Origin of the sequence: Pseudomonas sp. CAU 1711 (genome assembly GCF_039888625.1) — a bacterium.
Classification (GTDB): domain Bacteria; phylum Pseudomonadota; class Gammaproteobacteria; order Pseudomonadales; family Pseudomonadaceae; genus Aquipseudomonas.
In genome coordinates, this window is the sequence record NZ_JBDQQT010000001.1 from 425,458 (window position 1) to 441,699 (window position 16,242).

At 64.6% G+C, this 16,242-nt stretch carries 16 protein-coding genes and 1 rRNA gene; 10 read left to right on the plus strand and 7 right to left on the minus strand.

Annotated elements, in window-relative coordinates; genetic code table 11:
• Window positions 1-232: 232 nt before the first annotated feature.
• From AAFN46_RS01890 to AAFN46_RS01910, 5 genes are all read right to left on the minus strand, one after another.
• On the minus strand, window positions 233-1,033 hold the full coding sequence (locus AAFN46_RS01890) for a cyclic nucleotide-binding domain-containing protein (protein WP_347806982.1): 801 nt from the start codon (window positions 1,031-1,033) through the stop codon (window positions 233-235).
• Window positions 1,034-1,139: 106 nt separating this feature from the next.
• Window positions 1,140-1,412, minus strand: coding sequence for a TfoX/Sxy family protein (locus AAFN46_RS01895; protein WP_347806983.1), 273 nt, complete (start codon window positions 1,410-1,412; stop codon window positions 1,140-1,142).
• A 60-nt stretch (window positions 1,413-1,472) separates the two neighbouring features.
• Window positions 1,473-2,222 (minus strand): class I SAM-dependent methyltransferase, encoded by a 750-nt coding sequence (locus AAFN46_RS01900; RefSeq protein WP_347806984.1) that lies wholly within the window; start codon window positions 2,220-2,222, stop codon window positions 1,473-1,475.
• An 11-nt stretch (window positions 2,223-2,233) separates the two neighbouring features.
• Window positions 2,234-2,578 (minus strand): pentapeptide repeat-containing protein, encoded by a 345-nt coding sequence (locus AAFN46_RS01905; protein ID WP_347806985.1) that lies wholly within the window; start codon window positions 2,576-2,578, stop codon window positions 2,234-2,236.
• Window positions 2,579-2,629: 51 nt separating this feature from the next.
• Window positions 2,630-4,192, minus strand: a complete 1,563-nt coding sequence (locus AAFN46_RS01910) for an AAA family ATPase (protein WP_347806986.1) — start codon at window positions 4,190-4,192, stop codon at window positions 2,630-2,632.
• A 117-nt stretch (window positions 4,193-4,309) separates the two neighbouring features.
• On the opposite strand from AAFN46_RS01910, the gene mrcB reads away from it, so the two are divergent.
• From mrcB to AAFN46_RS01925, 3 genes are read left to right on the plus strand one after another with little or no spacing between them, the layout of a single operon-like run.
• On the plus strand, window positions 4,310-6,628 hold the full coding sequence (gene mrcB, locus AAFN46_RS01915; protein ID WP_347806987.1) for a penicillin-binding protein 1B: 2,319 nt from the start codon (window positions 4,310-4,312) through the stop codon (window positions 6,626-6,628).
• A gap of 22 nt (window positions 6,629-6,650) precedes the next feature.
• Window positions 6,651-7,355, plus strand: a complete 705-nt coding sequence (locus AAFN46_RS01920) for a tetratricopeptide repeat protein (protein WP_347806988.1) — start codon at window positions 6,651-6,653, stop codon at window positions 7,353-7,355.
• Window positions 7,355-7,684 carry a YqcC family protein gene (locus tag AAFN46_RS01925; RefSeq protein WP_347806989.1) on the plus strand — a complete coding sequence of 110 codons (330 nt, stop codon included), beginning with the start codon at window positions 7,355-7,357 and terminating at the stop codon, window positions 7,682-7,684. Before AAFN46_RS01920 ends, AAFN46_RS01925 begins: the two co-directional genes overlap by 1 nt.
• A 13-nt stretch (window positions 7,685-7,697) precedes the next feature.
• Here the strand turns inward: AAFN46_RS01925 and AAFN46_RS01930 are convergent, their stop codons facing one another.
• Window positions 7,698-8,132, minus strand: a complete 435-nt coding sequence (locus AAFN46_RS01930) for a DUF4124 domain-containing protein (RefSeq protein WP_347806990.1) — start codon at window positions 8,130-8,132, stop codon at window positions 7,698-7,700.
• A 408-nt stretch (window positions 8,133-8,540) separates the two neighbouring features.
• Between AAFN46_RS01930 and AAFN46_RS01935 the strand changes: the two genes are divergently transcribed.
• Both AAFN46_RS01935 and ilvN read left to right on the plus strand, forming a co-directional pair.
• Window positions 8,541-10,271: an acetolactate synthase 3 large subunit gene (locus tag AAFN46_RS01935; RefSeq protein ID WP_347806991.1), complete on the plus strand. Its 1,731-nt coding sequence runs from the start codon at window positions 8,541-8,543 to the stop codon at window positions 10,269-10,271.
• A 2-nt stretch (window positions 10,272-10,273) separates the two neighbouring features.
• Window positions 10,274-10,765 carry an acetolactate synthase small subunit gene (gene ilvN, locus AAFN46_RS01940; protein ID WP_068829612.1) on the plus strand — a complete coding sequence of 164 codons (492 nt, stop codon included), beginning with the start codon at window positions 10,274-10,276 and terminating at the stop codon, window positions 10,763-10,765.
• A gap of 39 nt (window positions 10,766-10,804) precedes the next feature.
• Here ilvN and ilvY read toward each other — a convergent pair whose 3' ends face one another.
• Window positions 10,805-11,686: an HTH-type transcriptional activator IlvY gene (gene ilvY / locus AAFN46_RS01945; RefSeq protein WP_347806992.1), complete on the minus strand. Its 882-nt coding sequence runs from the start codon at window positions 11,684-11,686 to the stop codon at window positions 10,805-10,807.
• A 123-nt stretch (window positions 11,687-11,809) separates the two neighbouring features.
• On the opposite strand from ilvY, the gene ilvC reads away from it, so the two are divergent.
• From ilvC to AAFN46_RS01970, 5 genes are all read left to right on the plus strand, one after another.
• A complete protein-coding gene (gene ilvC / locus AAFN46_RS01950; RefSeq protein ID WP_347806993.1) occupies window positions 11,810-12,826 on the plus strand; it encodes a ketol-acid reductoisomerase in 1,017 nt (338 codons plus the stop codon).
• Window positions 12,827-12,982: 156 nt separating this feature from the next.
• Window positions 12,983-13,810, plus strand: a complete 828-nt coding sequence (gene pssA / locus AAFN46_RS01955; RefSeq protein WP_347806994.1) for a CDP-diacylglycerol--serine O-phosphatidyltransferase — start codon at window positions 12,983-12,985, stop codon at window positions 13,808-13,810.
• A 62-nt stretch (window positions 13,811-13,872) separates the two neighbouring features.
• Window positions 13,873-14,874 carry a protein-methionine-sulfoxide reductase catalytic subunit MsrP gene (gene msrP, locus AAFN46_RS01960; protein WP_347806995.1) on the plus strand — a complete coding sequence of 334 codons (1,002 nt, stop codon included), beginning with the start codon at window positions 13,873-13,875 and terminating at the stop codon, window positions 14,872-14,874.
• Window positions 14,874-15,509: a protein-methionine-sulfoxide reductase heme-binding subunit MsrQ gene (gene msrQ, locus AAFN46_RS01965; protein ID WP_347806996.1), complete on the plus strand. Its 636-nt coding sequence runs from the start codon at window positions 14,874-14,876 to the stop codon at window positions 15,507-15,509. Before msrP ends, msrQ begins: the two co-directional genes overlap by 1 nt.
• 522 nt (window positions 15,510-16,031) lie before the next feature.
• Window positions 16,032-16,242 (plus strand): 16S ribosomal RNA (locus AAFN46_RS01970); the annotation flags it as partial.

Consider the following 16,242-nt stretch of genomic DNA (forward strand, 5'->3'; position numbering starts at 1 on the left):
AGACCCGGCAAGAGCCGGGTCAATAACCGTGATTAGCCTGATGAGGAGATAATCTGAAGAGTCCGACTGCTGTGGCCTCCCAGCTTACCGGCTGATCTCGCGACCAGTTGTGGTAATAATAACAATTCTCATTTTTCAGTCAACGGCTGGATGAGAATTATTTTCGACTGCTTGGCAAAAGCACAAAAACGAAGCCCCGGCAGCGACCGGGGCTTCGTCGGGCGGGGCTTCGTCAGGCGGGCTGCAGCTGGCTGCGCAGCTGGGTGACTTCCTTGTTCATCAGGTCGATGCGCCGCGCCATGCTCTCGATCAGGCTGTGGGCGATGCGCGGGTTGCTCTGCATCAGGCTGAGGAACTGATCCTTGGGGATGACCATCACGGTGCAGGGCTCGCTGGCGGTCACCGTGGCGCTGCGTTTCTCGCGGGTGAACACGGCCATGGCGCCGAAGATCTCGTCCTTCTGCACGTCGCCGACCTTCTGCCCGTCGACGAAGGCCTCGGCATGGCCCTCGATGATCACGAACACGTGGTCGGCGTCGTCGCCCTGGTGAATCAGCTCCTCGCCGGCGGCGAAGTGCTGGAAGCCGGTGGCCGGGCGGATCTCCGGCTGCTTGATGCGGGCCAGGGCGTCCGACAGCAGGGCGGTGTGGCCGATCAGGTACTGGATGAACAGCTCCTGGCGCTGCTCGCTGGCGTAGATGTGCTGGAATACCTCGCTGCGCGAGTAGGGCACCAGGGTCAGTTGCTCCTCGCTGCTGTAGCGGCAGCTGGGCAGGTCGATGCCCTGGCGCAGGCCGACCAGGTCGCCCTCCTGCAGGTAGAACAGCGGGCGCTCGTCGACCAGGGCGTGCAGCAGGCCGTTCTCGATGATGTACAGCTGGTTGCCGGGCAGCAGCTTGGCGAGATCCTCGACCTGCTCCAGGCGCAGGGATGCACCACTGGGTTGCAGCCCGTCGAGCAGCTTCGCGGGCAGGCTCTGCAGGCGCTGGATCAGTTGGTCGGCGTAGGCCGGTTGCTCCCCGAGTAGGTACATGTCGGTAATTCCTTGAACTGGCTGGGCTGACGATAAGGCACGCGGCTCGTGGCAACAATAGGCGGCGGCTTGGCGCAGGTAAATCCCGCCGCGCGGAGGTTGTGAGCTAGCTCTTGTTGGCCGGTCCCAGCTCGTCGAGTTGCCCCTTGAGCCTGTCTTTCAGGCCCGGTGGCAGGTCGTTCCAGTGCACGTCCAGCAGGGCGCCTTCGATGGCGTAGAGCAGCACCTTGGAGGCTCGGAAGCCGCGGGCGCGCACCGCGCGGTAGGCATCCACCGCGCCCAGGCGGCGCAGGTCGTTGGCGCTGTGGATGCCCACCGCGTGCAGCCACTGCGCCGAGGTCTTGCCCAGGTTCTTCATGTGTTGCAGTTCATCGTTCATTGCGCCTCCCGACAGTGCTGCGCAGTAACGTGGCCGGACTGCTCGACCGGTTGCCAAGGCCTAGCTTGGGTGGCCTGCTACAAAGTGTAGCGGCCAGCGTATAAAACGCTTCTGCTGCCCGTCGCCCCACAGGGCGGCGAGTCTGGGCTGCAGCTCGTCCAGAGGGTTGCGGCCGCTGGCCTGCTGCAGCTTCTGCACCGCCGACCAGGTGCTCAGGTAGCCCAAGAGCTGCTGCAGGTCCCACTCCAGCTCGATGGCGAAGTCCGGCACGGCGATGCGCGCGAAGGGCGGACGGATGTCGGCGTAGCCGGCATCGATGCTGGCTCGCCCGCTTGGCCAGTAGCCGCCCAGGGTGTGCCAGTAGAAGTGGTCGAGCGCTTCGTCCAGCCCAGGCTCGATACGCAGCAGGCCATAGCACCAGGCGCAGAACAGGCCGCCGGGGCGCAGCAGGCGGCGGGTCTCGGCGAAGAAGGTGGGCGTGGCGAACCAGTGCAGGGCCTGGGCGACGACGATCAGGTCGAGGCTGGCCTCGCCCAGGGGCAGGGCCTCGGCGTCGGCGGCGAAGCAGTCGATGCCGGCGAGGTCGGCCGCCGCGCGCAGCTGCTCCAGGCTGCCGTCGCAGGCCAGCACCTGGTGGAAGCGCCCCAGCAGCGGGCGGCTGGCCTGGCCATTGCCGCAGGCGATGTCCAGTGCCCGTTCCTGGCCGGGACTGTTCGCGGCCAGCCAGTCGAACAGGGCGCTGGGGTATTGCGGGCGGAAGCTGGCGTAGGCGGCGGCACGGTTGCCGAACAGGCGGGCGATTTCGCGCATGGTTATCCGGGTCAGCTAGGGCGATAGCGCATGCGGGTGCCGAACTGCATCGACAGCAGAATCTCGTCGGCGCCCAGGGCGTCGGGGAAGTAGGCGCCGGAAATCTGTGCGTGGGCGATGCTGGCGCCTTCCAGCCTGGCCTCGCGCAGGTCGAGGCCGCGCAGGTCGGCGCCGCGGAAGTAGGCGTCGGTGAAGTCGATGCGCGCCGCGTCCAGCAGGCGTAGGTCGAGGCCACGCAGGTCGGCACCGCGCAGATCGATGGCACCCTCCTTGGGCTTCTGCTTGTTGAACTCGGCGACTTTTTCGTCGTGCAGCAGGCGGTACAGCGGGGTGTCGAGTTGGCGGGGCTGGCTCATGGGTGCCTCCATTCAGGGCCTGTCGCCAGTATAGACAGGCCCTGGGGCGCTTCAGAGACCGGGCAGGCGCTGGCGGATGCTTTCGACCAGGCCGTCCAGGCTGGCCGCCTGATGGGTGTCGACGCGCCGGCTGTGGGCCTGCTCGTCGGCGCTCAGCGCGTCGCGGCTGGCCTGCTGGGCCTGGATCACTTCCAGGGTGGCGTCGGAGGGGTCGCTGCCCTCGGCCTCGCGCTGTTGCAGCCAGGTGGCGATGAAGCTCTCCGGGGCCTGGCAGTCGAGGATCAGGAAGGGCGCGCCATTGTGCTCGGCGACCTGCCAGGCGGCGGCGCGCTGCTCCTGCTTGAGGTAGGTGGCGTCCAGCACCACAGGGAAGCCGGCGTGCAGGGCGCTCTCCGCCAGCTGGTGCAGGCGCTGGTAGGTGGCGGCGCTGGCCTCGGCGTTGTAGATGCCTTCGCTCAGGTTGCCCCTGGTCGCTGCCGGCTGTTCGCCGAACAGGCGCTTGCGTTCTACGTCCGAGCGCAGGCGGATGGCGCCCAGGGCCTCGACCAGGCGCAGGGCCACGTGGCTCTTGCCGACGGCTGAGACGCCGCTGGTGATGGCCAGGAAGGGCGAGGGGATGGCGCTGTAGCTTTCCGCCAGGTTGGCGTAGTTGCGGTACTGGCGCAGGGTGGCGGCCTTCTGCACGGCGTCGCTCTGGTGCGCCAGGCTGAACAGCGCGACCTTGGCCCGCACCAGGGCGCGGTAGGCCTTGTAGAAGTTGAGCAGCTCCAGCGCCGCGTAGTCGCCGCTGTGTTCCAGCCAGGCGCTGACGAAGCGCCGCGACAGGGCCTTGAGGCCGCGGTCTTCCAGGTCCATGGCGAGGAAGGCGGCGTCCGAGGCGATATCGATCAGGCGGAACGGTTCGTTGAATTCGATGCAGTCGAACAGCACCACCTGGCCGTCGAGCAGGGTGGCGTTGCCCAGGTGGATGTCGCCGTGGCACTCGCGGATCGAGCCGCTGGCGGCGCGCCGGGCCAGCAGCGGCTCCAGGCGGCTGATGGTGGCCTCGGTCCAGGCCTCCAGGGCCTCGAGCTGCTGCAGGTCGGCGGCGCTGTCGAGCAGCGGGCGGATCTGCTCGAAGTTCTGCCGCATCGGCGCGACTATGGCCTGCGCCGAGCACAGCGGATGGTTTTCGGCCACGGCCGGAGTGCGGCCGTGGAAATCGGCGATCTGCCGGGCCAGCGCGTCGATATGCGCCGTGGTCAGCTCGCCGCGCGCCTGCACGGCGCTGAGCAGCTGGCTCTGCGGGAACTGGCGCATCTTCAGCGCATACTCGATGGCCGGACCCTCACCGCCCAGCTGCGGCGCGCTTTCGCTGCCGGTGATCGGCAGCACGTCGAGGTACAGGCCCTCGGTGAGGCGCTGGTTCAGGCGCAGCTCCTCGCCGCAGAAGTGCTGGCGCCGCTCCAGGCTGGTGAAGTCGAGGAAGCCGAAGTTCATCGGCTTCTTGATCTTGTAGGCGAAGGGGCCGGTGAGCAGCACCCAGGAGATGTGCGTCTCGATCACCTGGAAGCCTTCCACCGGGTGGGGGTAGAGGGCCGGGTTCTGCAGCGCGGCAATCAGGGCTTGGCTCACGGTCTTTCCTTGCATTCTGGAGTCGGTAAGAGGCGGCATTATGGCCGCTGTGAGGCGCTCTGCAAACCGCCCGGGCGCGCCTGTTGGGGCGGCACAAAGTGCGTATAATCCCGCGCCATGACTCGATCCCGTACCCCCCGCAAAGGCGCCAAGCGCCGCGCCGGCAGCCGTTCCTGGCTGGGCTGGCTGTTCAAGCTGTCGCTGGTCGGCCTGGTGTTGCTGGCCGCGTTCGCCGTGTACCTGGATGCCGTGGTGCAGGAGAAGTTCTCCGGCAAGCGCTGGACGGTGCCGGCCAAGGTCTATGCCCGGCCGCTGGAGCTGTTCGTCGGGCAGAAGCTGAGCCGGGAGGACTTCCTCACCGAACTGGATGCCCTCGGCTACCGCCGCGAAGGCGCGGCCAACGGCCCGGGCGCGGCGGCGGTGAACGGCAATCTGGTCGATCTGCATACCCGCGGCTTCCAGTTCTACGAGGGCAGCGAGCCGGCCCAGCGGGTGCGGGTGAAGTTCTCCGGCGATTACGTGGCCGGCCTGACCCAGGGCAGCGGCGCCAACCTGGCGGTGGCGCGCCTGGAGCCGCTGCTGATCGGCGGGCTGTACCCGGCGCACAACGAGGATCGCATCCTGATCAAGCTGGATCAGGCGCCGCCCTATCTGGTCGAGACCCTGGTGGCGGTGGAGGATCGCGAGTTCTTCAACCATTTCGGCGTATCGCCCAAGGGCATCGCCCGCGCCGTGTGGATCAATGCCACCGCCGGCGAGCTGCGCCAGGGCGGCAGCACCCTGACCCAGCAGTTGGTGAAGAACTTCTACCTGACCAGCGAGCGCAGCCTCAGCCGCAAGCTCACCGAGGCCATGATGGCGGTGCTGCTGGAGCTGCACTACGACAAGAAGGAGATTCTCGAGGCCTACCTCAACGAGGTGTTCCTCGGCCAGGACGGCCAGCGCGCCGTGCATGGCTTCGGTCTGGCCAGCCAGTACTTCTTCGGCCAGCCGCTCAACGAACTCAAGCTGGATCAGGTGGCGCTGCTGGTCGGCATGGTCAAGGGGCCGACCTTCTATAACCCGCGGCGCAATCCGGAAAGGGCCCTGGAACGGCGCAATCTGGTGCTCGACCTGCTGGTGCAGCAGGGCGTGGTCAGCGCCGAGGTGGCCGAAGCGGCCAAGCGCAAGCCGCTCGGCGTGACCAAGCGCGGCAGCCTGGCCGACAGCTCCTTCCCGGCCTTCCTCGACTTGGTCAAGCGTCAGCTGCGCCAGGACTATCGCGAGGAAGACCTGACCGAGGAGGGGCTGCGCATCTTCACCAGCTTCGACCCGATCCTGCAGCTCAAGGCCGAGGCGGCCATGGTCGAGACCTTCAAGCGCCTGTCCGGGCGCCAGGGGCTGGACGAAGTCGAGACGGCCATGGTGGTGACCAACCCGGAGACCGGCGAGGTACAGGCCCTGCTGGGCAGCCGCCAGCCGCGCTTCGCCGGCTTCAACCGGGCGTTGGACGCCAACCGGCCGATCGGCTCGCTGATCAAGCCGGCGGTCTATCTCACCGCGCTGGAGCGGCCCAGCCAATACACCCTGACCAGCTGGCTGGAGGACACGCCGTTCTCGGTGAAGGGCCAGGATGGCCAGGTCTGGCGCCCGCAGAACTACGATCGCAAGGCCCACGGCACCATCTACCTCTATCAGGGCCTGGCCAACTCCTACAACCTGTCCACCGCCAAGCTCGGCCTGGAACTGGGCGTGCCCACTGTGCTCAAAACCCTTGAGCGTCTGGGCGTGCAGCGCGAGTGGCCGGCCTATCCCTCGATGCTGCTGGGCGCGGGTGCGCTCAGCCCGCTGGAAGTGGCCGGCATGTACCAGACCCTGGCCAATGGCGGTTTCAATACCCCGCTACGCGGCATCCGCAGCGTGCTGGGGGCGGACGGGGAGCCGCTGGGACGCTACCCCTTCCAGATCCAGCAGCGCTTCGATCCGGGGGCCATCTACCTGGTGCAGAATGCCATGCAGCGGGTGATGCGCGAGGGCACCGGGCGCTCGGTGTACAGCCAGCTGCCGTCCAATCTGACCCTGGCCGGCAAGACCGGGACCAGCAACGACTCGCGTGACAGCTGGTTCGCCGGCTTCAGCCAGGATTTGCTGGCGGTGGTATGGATGGGCCGCGACGATAACGGCAAGACGCCGCTGACCGGCGCCACCGGCGCCCTGCAGTTGTGGACCGGCTTCATGAAGAAGGCCGATCCGCTGCCGCTGAACATGCCGATGCCGGACAACGTCACCGCCGCCTGGATAGATGCTGGCAGCGGTCAGGGCTCGGCCGCAGGCTGTCCAAATGCGGTGCAGATGCCCTATATCCGCGGCAGCGAGCCCGCTCCGGGGCAGGCCTGCGGGATGCTGGAGGCACCGGTGGAGAACGTGATGGACTGGGTGCGCGGTTGGCTCAACTGAATCGGTTCGAGAGAGGCAGTGAATGACTAAGTGGTGGGTGTGTGTGGCGCTGGGTTCCATGGTCCTGTCCGGCTGTGCCAGCGTGCCGCGGGGCGCGATTCCGGTGGTGGACTCCAGCGGCCGGCTGATCGACGACGAGCAGGGCGCCTACGGCGCGCGGGCGGCGCAGCCGCAGGCGCCGAGCCAGGCCCAGAGCCTGCCGCAGGACTCGGGCGTGGTGGTCATGGTGCCGAGCGGGGTGTCCTCCGCGCCGCTGGAAACCTATCCCGACGGCAGCAACGCCGCGCCGCTCAGCTACGAGCCGGCGCCCATGAGCTCGGCGCCTCAGGCGCCCCTGGCCGGCTACCAGCCGAGCATGCCGAGCGGTATTCCCAGTGGCGGTGCCCTGGCCGCCGACGAGCAGCTGGACGGCCCGGTGCTGGCGCTGCTGACCACCGCCCAGCAGCAGCAGGGCGGCGGCGACCTGAATGGCGCGGCCTCCAGCCTGGAGCGGGCACAGCGTATCGCTCCGCGCGAGCCGCAGGTGCTCTATCGGCTGGCCGAGGTGCGCCTGGCCCAGGGCGATGCGGCCCAGGCCGAGCAGTTGGCACGGCGTGGTCTGACCTACGCCGGCGGGCGCCCGGCCCTGCAGGCCAGCCTGTGGAACCTGATCGCCCAGGCGCGCGAGCGGCAGGGCGATCCGGCGGGCGCGGCGCAGGCGCGTGAACGGGCACGGGTGAGCCTGTGATGGATGCGCGAGTGCCGGCCATTGCCGAGCAACTGCTGCTGATTGAGCGCGAGCTGCGCCTGCTGGGCTGGTGGTCGGAGCAGGCGCCTTCGGCCGAGGCGCTGGCCAGTCGCGAGCCCTTCTGCGTCGATACCCTGGCTTTCGAGCAGTGGCTGCAGTGGGTGTTTCTGCCGCGGGTGAAGGCGTTGCTGGAATCGTCCGCGCTGCTGCCGCTGGCATCCGGCATCCGCGAGATGGCGGAGGAGAGCTATCGTGGGCAGGAGCCCGGGGTGGCGGCGCTGCTGGCGGCGCTGGGGGAGTTCGATCGGTTGATCGCGGGCGCCGAATAGGCGCCCGTGTCTCTTATCGGCAGTTATCGGCTATGGCCTTCTCGCTCTCGGCGATACGGGCCTGACGCTCTTCCTCGGTCAGGCGGCGTCTCTCGCCTTTCTCTTCGACCCGCACCCTGGGGTTGTTCTTCAGCTGGGCCAGGTTCTCACGCACCGTTTCGCAGTACTTCTTGAGTTCGGCTTCCTGCTTGGCGACATCCTGCCTGACCTTCTGGTCGAGCTTCTCCTGCTCGCTATCGCCTCCCAGATTCTCGGTTGGCGGCTTGGGCGCAGGAGTCAGTTTGGGCTGGGTGATATTGGGGTTCACCTCGGCGGCCTCCTGCCCCTCCGGCGGTTGCGAGCCGAAGTGCACATTGCCCTGGGCGTCCACCCATTTGTAGATCTGTCCGGCTGTGGCTCCGGTGCTCAGGGCGAGCAGCACACTGCACGCGAGAATCATGCGACGCATGTCGTTTCCTTTTGTCGGCAGTAAAAACCTGCCGGTTACTATAACCAAAACCCGCGAATCTTCATCCTGCGCCAGATCACAAGCCGTCGCGGAATTAACTGTGACGGATGACTTGACTTGGCGTTCAGTAATCCGAACAATCGACGCTTCCTGCTGTAGTGGGGTCCGCCGCAAGCGTCCCCCAGCTCAGTGGAAAAAGGCGCTACCCGTGCCGACCCCCGTTACACCCGCAACGCGTTACCTCGCGCTGGGAAGGAAGGGCTCCGCAAGATTGGGCACTTCCGCTACTCGTCAAGCAGACCCCTGCACTGCCCGCGACCACAGTCGCGCTCGTCTGCCGGCCAGTAAGACCTACTCAAAGGACCACTCGTTGTCGGGTGGTGATCTGGCGTTCTAGAGGTGAACAACGTGGAGCTTTTATCCGGCGCTGAAATGGTCGTCCGCTCGTTGCGTGACGAAGGCGTTAAGTACATCTACGGGTACCCGGGCGGTGCCCTCCTGCACATCTACGATGCCCTGTTCAAAGAGCCGGAAGTGACCCATATCCTGGTTCGCCACGAGCAGGCTGCCACTCACATGGCCGACGGCTATGCCCGCGCCACCGGCAAGGCCGGCGTGGTGCTGGTGACTTCCGGCCCGGGGGCGACCAATGCCATCACCGGCATTGCCACCGCCTACATGGATTCCATTCCGATGGTGGTGCTGTCCGGCCAGGTGCCGAGCCGCATGGTCGGCACCGATGCCTTCCAGGAGACCGACATGGTCGGCATCTCCCGCCCCATCGTGAAGCACAGCTTCATCATCAAGCATCCCTCGGAGATCCCCGAGGTGATGAAGAAGGCGTTCTACATCGCCCAGTCCGGTCGTCCCGGGCCCGTGGTCGTGGATATTCCCAAGGACATGACCAGCCCGGCCGAGAAGTACGAGTACAGCTACCCGAAGAAGGCCAAGCTGCGCTCCTACAATCCGGCGACCCGCGGTCACTCCGGACAGATCCGCAAGGCCGTGGAGATGCTCCTCGCCGCCAAGCGACCGATCCTCTATTCCGGCGGCGGCGTGATCATGGGCGGCGCCTCGGCGCAGCTCACCGAACTGGCCAAGCTGCTCAACCTGCCGGTGACCAACACCCTGATGGGTCTCGGCGCCTTCCCGGGTAGCGACCGCCAGTTCGTCGGCATGCTCGGCATGCACGGCAGCTACACCGCCAACCTGGCGATGCACCACTCCGACGTGATCCTGGCCGTCGGCGCGCGTTTCGACGACCGGGTGATCAATGGCGAGACCGCGGCCAAGTTCTGCCCGAACGCCAAGGTCATCCACATCGACATCGACCCGGCGTCGATCTCCAAGACGGTCAAGGCCGACATCCCGATCGTCGGGCCGGTCGACAGCGTGCTGACCGAGATGGTCGCCATCCTCAAGGAGACCGGCGAGACCCCGAACAAGGAGACCGTCGCCAGCTGGTGGAAGCAGATCGACGAGTGGCGTGGCGAAGGCCGCCTGTTCCCCTACAACGAGGGCGACGGCAGCATCATCAAGCCACAGACCGTGATCGAGGCCCTCTGGGAAGTGACCAAGGGCGACGCCTTCGTCAGCTCCGACGTCGGCCAGCACCAGATGTTCGCGGCGCAGTACTACCGCTTCAACAAGCCCAATCGCTGGATCAACTCCGGCGGCCTGGGCACCATGGGCTTCGGCCTGCCGGCGGCCATGGGCGTCAAGCTGAGCTTCCCGGACGATGACGTGGCCTGCGTCACCGGCGAGGGCAGCATCCAGATGAACATTCAGGAACTGTCGACCTGCCTGCAGTACGACCTACCGGTGAAGATCATCAACCTGAACAACGGCGCGCTGGGCATGGTCCGCCAGTGGCAGGACATGCAGTACAACAGCCGCTACTCGCACTCCTACATGGAATCGCTGCCGGACTTCGTCAAGCTGGCCGAATCCTACGGTCACGTGGGCATGCGCATCACCGACCTCAAGGATCTCAAGCCGAAGATGGAAGAGGCCTTCGCCCTGAAGAACCGCCTGGTATTCCTCGACATCGCCGTGGACACCAGCGAGCACGTGTACCCGATGCAGATTCGCGAAGGTGCCATGCGCGACATGTGGCTGAGCAAGACGGAGCGGACCTGACCATGCGCCATATCATCTCCCTGCTGCTGGAAAACGAACCGGGCGCCCTGTCGCGCATCGTCGGCCTGTTCTCTCAGCGCAACTACAACATCGAAAGCCTGACCGTGGCGCCGACCGAGGACCCGACCCTGTCGCGTCTGACGCTGACCACCGTCGGTCACGACGACGTGATCGAGCAGATCACCAAGAACCTCAACAAGCTGATCGAAGTGGTCAAGCTGGTGAACCTGTCGGAGAGCGCCCATATCGAGCGCGAACTGATGCTGGTGAAAGTGAAGGCCACCGGCGCCCAGCGCGCCGAGGTCAAGCGCACCACCGACATCTTCCGCGGGCAGATCGTCGACGTGACTAGCAGCGTGTACACCATCCAGTTGGCCGGAACCAGCGACAAGCTGGACAGCTTCATCCAGGCCATCGGCACCGCGTCGATACTGGAGACCGTGCGCAGCGGCGTCACCGGCATCGCGCGTGGCGACAAGGTGTTGAGCATCTGATTGCGCCGTTATGGAAAGCCCCGCCTGGTGCGGGGCTTTTTATTTCTGGCGGTTCCAGAAGGCGGCGATCAGCGGGTCCTTGAGCCGCTTGTGCAGGGCGAACAGGCCGATGTCGTAGGCGGTGAGCGGCGGCTGAATATCGTAGATGCGGATGCGCGCGGTCAGCGGGCTGTTGTCCAGCACGATCTGCGGTACCACGCCTATGCCGAAGCCCAGGCTGACCATGCTGACGATGGCCTCGTTGCCGCTGACCTGGGCGTAGATGCGCGGCTTGATGTTGTGGCTCTTCAGCCAGCGGTCGGTACGGGTACGTGCCAGCCCCTCTTCCGAGAGGATCATCGGTACGTCCCGCCAGCTCTCGGCGGTGGGTTGCCTGAGCTGCTCCTCGCTCAGTAGCTGCGACGATTGTGGGCCGATAAAGCGCAACTCGGAGCGGGCTATGGGTTGGAATTCGATGTCGGCCGGCAGGCTGTCCGGGCGGGCGCCGATGGCCAGGTCTTCCAGTCCCTGCTGCACGCGTTCGACGGCCTTTTCCGGGTCTCCGGTGTGCAGCTTCATTTCGATGCGCGGGTAGTTCTGGCGGAAGCTGCTGAGGATGTCGTAGAGAAAGCTGTAGCTAGCCGTGACCGAGCAATACAGGGAGAGTTCGCCGTGCAGGATCAGCTGATCCTGCTTGAATGTCTGGCGGATGGCCTGCCAACCGTTCATCACTTCCTGGGCGTATTCGCGAAACTGCTGGCCCTCGCGGGTCAGGCGCACCGAGCGGTTGTCGCGCAGGAACAGCGGGGCGCCGAGTTCGTCTTCGAGTTGCTTGATGCTGCGGCTGAGCGCCGAAGGGCTGACATGCTGTTCGCGGCTGGTCTTGCCGAAGTGCAGGTTGTCTGCCAGAGAAAGGAAGAGCCTGAGTGCGTGACTGTCCATTGGTGTTTCATATATCGGCACGTTGTGTTGCAAATATATCATTTTACGCAATGGATGGGATGACTTAAGGTGACTCCGTAGCGGTGCTGCGCACCCCCCATTCGATCCAGAAGAGCCAAGAACATGAAAGTTTATTACGACAAAGACTGCGACCTCTCCATCATCCAGGGCAAGAAAGTCGCCGTGATCGGCTACGGCTCCCAGGGCCACGCGCAGGCGTGCAACCTGAAGGACTCCGGCGTCGATGTCACCATCGGTCTGCGCAAGGGCTCCGCTACCGTCGCCAAGGCCGAGGCCCATGGCCTGAAAGTCACCGACGTGGCCACCGCCGTCGCCAACGCCGACCTGGTCATGATCCTGACCCCGGACGAGTTCCAGGGCCGTCTGTACAAGGACGAGATCGAGCCGAACATCAAGCAGGGCGCCACCCTGGCCTTCTCCCACGGCTTCTCCATCCACTACAACCAGGTCGTTCCGCGTGCCGACCTCGACGTGATCATGATCGCGCCGAAGGCCCCGGGCCACACCGTGCGTTCCGAGTTCGTCAAGGGCGGCGGCATCCCCGACCTGATCGCCGTCTACCAGGACGCTTCCGGCAATGCCAAGAACGTCGCCCTGTCCTACGCCGCGGGCGTCGGCGGTGGCCGTACCGGCATCATCGAAACCACCTTCAAGGACGAGACCGAAACCGACCTGTTCGGCGAGCAGGCCGTTCTCTGCGGCGGTTGCGTCGAACTGGTCAAGGCCGGTTTCGACACCCTGGTCGAAGCTGGCTACGCGCCGGAAATGGCCTACTTCGAGTGCCTGCACGAGCTGAAGCTGATCGTCGACCTGATGTTCGAAGGCGGCATCGCCAACATGAACTACTCGATCTCCAACAACGCCGAGTACGGCGAGTACGTGACCGGCCCGGAAGTGATCAACGCCGAATCCCGTCAGGCCATGCGCAACGCCCTGAAGCGCATCCAGGACGGCGAATACGCCAAGATGTTCATCAGCGAAGGCGCCGCCAACTACCCGTCGATGACCGCCTACCGCCGCAACAATGCCGCTCACGGCATCGAAGTGGTCGGCGAGAAGCTGCGCGCCATGATGCCGTGGATCGCCGCCAACAAGATCGTCGACAAGACCAAGAACTAAGGTCTATCGATGTTCGAAAAGAACGCGGCTTAGGCCGCGTTTTTTTATGCGTCGAGTGGCTTCTGGTATAAAGCCTTCTCGCTGAACGGCGTTGCCAGCGAACCTCGAGTGCTGGCGCCGGTCGTAGTCCTATTCAACCGCTGCAAGGTATTGCTCATGAACGAACGCCCCGAGGACTCTGCCAAGAGCTCCGAAGAAGAAAGCCTGCTGCCCATCGATGAGCATGTCGAAGAAGGGCATGACGACGAAGGGCGCAAGGTGCGCCACCGGGGTGTCTACCTGCTACCCAACCTGTTCACGACGGGCAATCTGTTCGCAGGTTTCTTCGCCATCGTGAGCGCCATGAACGGCAAGTTCGAATATGCGGCGGTCGCCATCTTCATCGCCATGGTGCTCGATGGTCTGGATGGTCGTGTCGCGCGCCTGACCAACACCCAGAGCGCTTTTGGTGCGGAATACGACTCCCTTTCCGACATGGTTGCCTTTGGCCTGGCTCCATCGCTGCTGGCCTATCAATGGGCCCTGTCCGAGCTGGGGAACGTGGGTCTGACCGTTGCCTTTATCTATGCGGCGTGCGCCGCGCTGCGCCTGGCCCGCTTCAATACCCAGATCGGCAAGGTCGACAAGAAGTGGTTCGTGGGCCTGGCCAGTCCTGCGGCGGCTGGCGTGGTCGCGGGTATGGTCTGGGCGCTGAAGGACTTCGGTGTCGACGGTGTGGATATGCCGGTGCCGGTGGTGATGCTCTACGCCCTGCTGGTGGCCATGGCTGGCGTGCTGATGGTCAGTAACATCAAGTTCTACAGTTTCAAGGATCTCGACTTCAAGGGGCGTGTGCCTTTTGTGGCGATCCTCATCGTGGTGCTGGTGTTCGCCGTGGTGTTCAGCGACCCGCCGCGCATCCTGCTGCTGATCTTCCTCGCCTACGCGGCTTCCGGTCCCGTGCAATACTTGTTGCAACTGCGCCGGCGCAAGGCAGTCGACTGATGTAATTTCCTCGCGGTTCCGCAGTCTACTGGCGCATCGATGCCCTGGCTGCGGAGCCCGCCATGCTGATCAAGACTCCCCGCGCATCCGCCGCGCGCGAATGCGAAATCACCCCCGAAGCTGTCTATCTGTCTCGTCGCCGTTTTATCTCGGCCGCAGGCGGTGCCCTTGCGTTGGGTGCCTTACCCGTGAGAGCGGCGAGCGAGCGCTATGCCGATGTCGAGCCGGGGGCGATGCCGGGCTGGTTCGCCGAGAAGCTTGCGGCTGTGCGCTGGCAGGCGGTCACCGCCGGAGAGGAGGCGCTGACTCCATACAAGGATGTCACCCGCTACAACAACTTCTACGAGTTCGGTACAGGCAAAGGCGACCCGGCCCGCTATGCCGGCAAGCTCGAGGTCGAACCCTGGTCGGTGATGATCGACGGTGAGGTGGCCAAGCCCGGTCCCGTCTCCCTGGAGCGGTTGGTGCAGCCGCATCGGCTCGAGGAGCGCATCTACCGCCTGCGCTGCGTCGAGGCTTGGTCCATGGTTATCCCCTGGCTCGGTTTTCCCCTGGCCGACCTGCTCAAGCGCGCCGAGCCGACGGCGAATGCCAGGTACGTGCGTTTCGAGACCAAGGTGGCGCCGGAGCAGATGGCCGGAGTGCGTTCCGGTTTCTCCCTGATCGACTGGCCCTATGTGGAAGGGCTGCGTCTGGACGAGGCCATGCACCCTTTGACCATCATGGCGGTCGGCCTCTACGGGCGGGTGCTGCCCAACCAGAATGGCGCGCCGCTGCGTCTGGTGGTGCCCTGGAAGTACGGCTTCAAGAGCATCAAGTCGATCGTGCGCATCAGCCTGGTCGCAGACCAGCCGCGCACGACCTGGGAGAGCCTGGCGCCGAACGAGTACGGCTTCTATGCCAACGTCAATCCGCAGGTCGATCATCCGCGTTGGAGCCAGGCCACCGAGCGGCGTCTGCCGAACAGCCTGTTCAATCCCAACGTGATCGATACCCGACTGTTCAACGGTTATGACGAGGTGGCCGGCCTCTACGCCGGCCTCGATCTGCGGAAGAACTACTGATGCCTTATCCGCGCTGGCGCAGCGCTACTTTCCTGACAGCGCTGTCCTTTCCGATCTACTGGCTGTATCTGGCGCTGATGCAGCTCACGGGGCCCGACCCGGGCAAGGTCCTGGTGGACAGCCTGGGACAGGGGGCGCTGATCCTGCTGTTGTGCACGCTGAGCATGACGCCCCTGCGGCGGGTCACGGGGTGGGGCGGGTGGCTGGCCGTACGCCGTCAGCTCGGCCTGTGGTGCTTCTCATATGTCGTGCTGCACCTGAGCGGCTACCTGCTGTTCATTCTCGGCCTGCGTTTCGATCGTTTCTTCGACGATCTGACCGAACGCCCCTACATCATCGTCGGTGCCCTGGCGTTTCTGCTGCTGCTGCCCCTGGCCCTGACCTCCAACCGCTACAGTCAACGCCGCCTCGGTGTGCGCTGGCGGCGGCTACATAAGCTGGTCTACCCGGTGCTCGGCCTGGCGCTTTTGCATATGCTCTGGGTAGTGCGCTCCGACGTCGGCGAATGGGTGTTCTATGCCGTGATAGGTGCGGGTCTGATGCTGCTGCGCCTGCCCGGGCTGGCCGACCGCCTGACAGGTCTGCGGGCAAGGATGACGAAATCTTTGCACAAAGGAGTTGACGGCGCGGATTAGATCCTTAGAATGCGCACCACTTCCGGCGCGGTCCTCTCGGAAAACTCCTTGAAAATCAAAGAGTTGATCCGAATGAAGGGTTGCGCCGGCGGCGGATTCGAGTAGAATGCGCCGGCCTGGCAGGGTGCTGGTTTGGTTCTGTCGGGCGCTTCGGTCGAATGGATCGAAAGCGGAGGTTGACAGCGGTTTTGATCGCTGTAGAATGCGCCTCCCGCTGACGAGAAGAAGTTCTGATCGAAAGCGCAAGCGGTTGAGAAGAAACGAAAAATTCTTCGAAAACAGCTTGACAGGTTGAAAGGCTGCTGTAGAATGCGCGGCCTCGGTTGAGACGAAAGACTTCGCCGAAACGCTCTTTAACAACTGAATCAAGCAATTCGTGTGGGTGCTTGTGGAGTAAGACTGATAGTCAACTGATTATCAGCAACGCAAGTAACACTCGTGAATTCGAGAGTTTTAGCTCTTTAACTAGAGCATGCGATTGCTGAGCCAAGTTTAGGGTTTTCGCAAAACCCAAGCAGTATTGAACTGAAGAGTTTGATCATGGCTCAGATTGAACGCTGGCGGCAGGCCTAACACATGCAAGTCGAGCGGATGAGTGGAGCTTGCTCCATGATTCAGCGGCGGACGGGTGAGTAATGCCTAGGAATCTGCCTGGTAGTGGGGGACAACGTTTCGAAAGGAACGCTAATACCGCATACGTCCTACGGGAGAAAGCAGGGGACCTTCGGGCCTT

Bases quoted from the DNA above. Each gene is read 5' to 3' on its own strand.
- AAFN46_RS01890 (WP_347806982.1), bottom strand. From the start codon at position 1,033: ATGTACCTACTCGGGGAGCAACCGGCCTACGCCGACCAACTGATCCAG.
- AAFN46_RS01895 (WP_347806983.1), bottom strand. From the start codon at position 1,412: ATGAACGATGAACTGCAACACATGAAGAACCTGGGCAAGACCTCGGCG.
- AAFN46_RS01900 (WP_347806984.1), bottom strand. From the start codon at position 2,222: ATGCGCGAAATCGCCCGCCTGTTCGGCAACCGTGCCGCCGCCTACGCC.
- AAFN46_RS01905 (WP_347806985.1), bottom strand. From the start codon at position 2,578: ATGAGCCAGCCCCGCCAACTCGACACCCCGCTGTACCGCCTGCTGCAC.
- mrcB (WP_347806987.1), top strand. From the start codon at position 4,310: ATGACTCGATCCCGTACCCCCCGCAAAGGCGCCAAGCGCCGCGCCGGC.
- AAFN46_RS01920 (WP_347806988.1), top strand. From the start codon at position 6,651: ATGACTAAGTGGTGGGTGTGTGTGGCGCTGGGTTCCATGGTCCTGTCC.
- AAFN46_RS01925 (WP_347806989.1), top strand. From the start codon at position 7,355: ATGGATGCGCGAGTGCCGGCCATTGCCGAGCAACTGCTGCTGATTGAG.
- AAFN46_RS01930 (WP_347806990.1), bottom strand. From the start codon at position 8,132: ATGCGTCGCATGATTCTCGCGTGCAGTGTGCTGCTCGCCCTGAGCACC.
- ilvN (WP_068829612.1), top strand. From the start codon at position 10,274: ATGCGCCATATCATCTCCCTGCTGCTGGAAAACGAACCGGGCGCCCTG.
- ilvY (WP_347806992.1), bottom strand. From the start codon at position 11,686: ATGGACAGTCACGCACTCAGGCTCTTCCTTTCTCTGGCAGACAACCTG.
- ilvC (WP_347806993.1), top strand. From the start codon at position 11,810: ATGAAAGTTTATTACGACAAAGACTGCGACCTCTCCATCATCCAGGGC.
- pssA (WP_347806994.1), top strand. From the start codon at position 12,983: ATGAACGAACGCCCCGAGGACTCTGCCAAGAGCTCCGAAGAAGAAAGC.
- msrP (WP_347806995.1), top strand. From the start codon at position 13,873: ATGCTGATCAAGACTCCCCGCGCATCCGCCGCGCGCGAATGCGAAATC.
- msrQ (WP_347806996.1), top strand. From the start codon at position 14,874: ATGCCTTATCCGCGCTGGCGCAGCGCTACTTTCCTGACAGCGCTGTCC.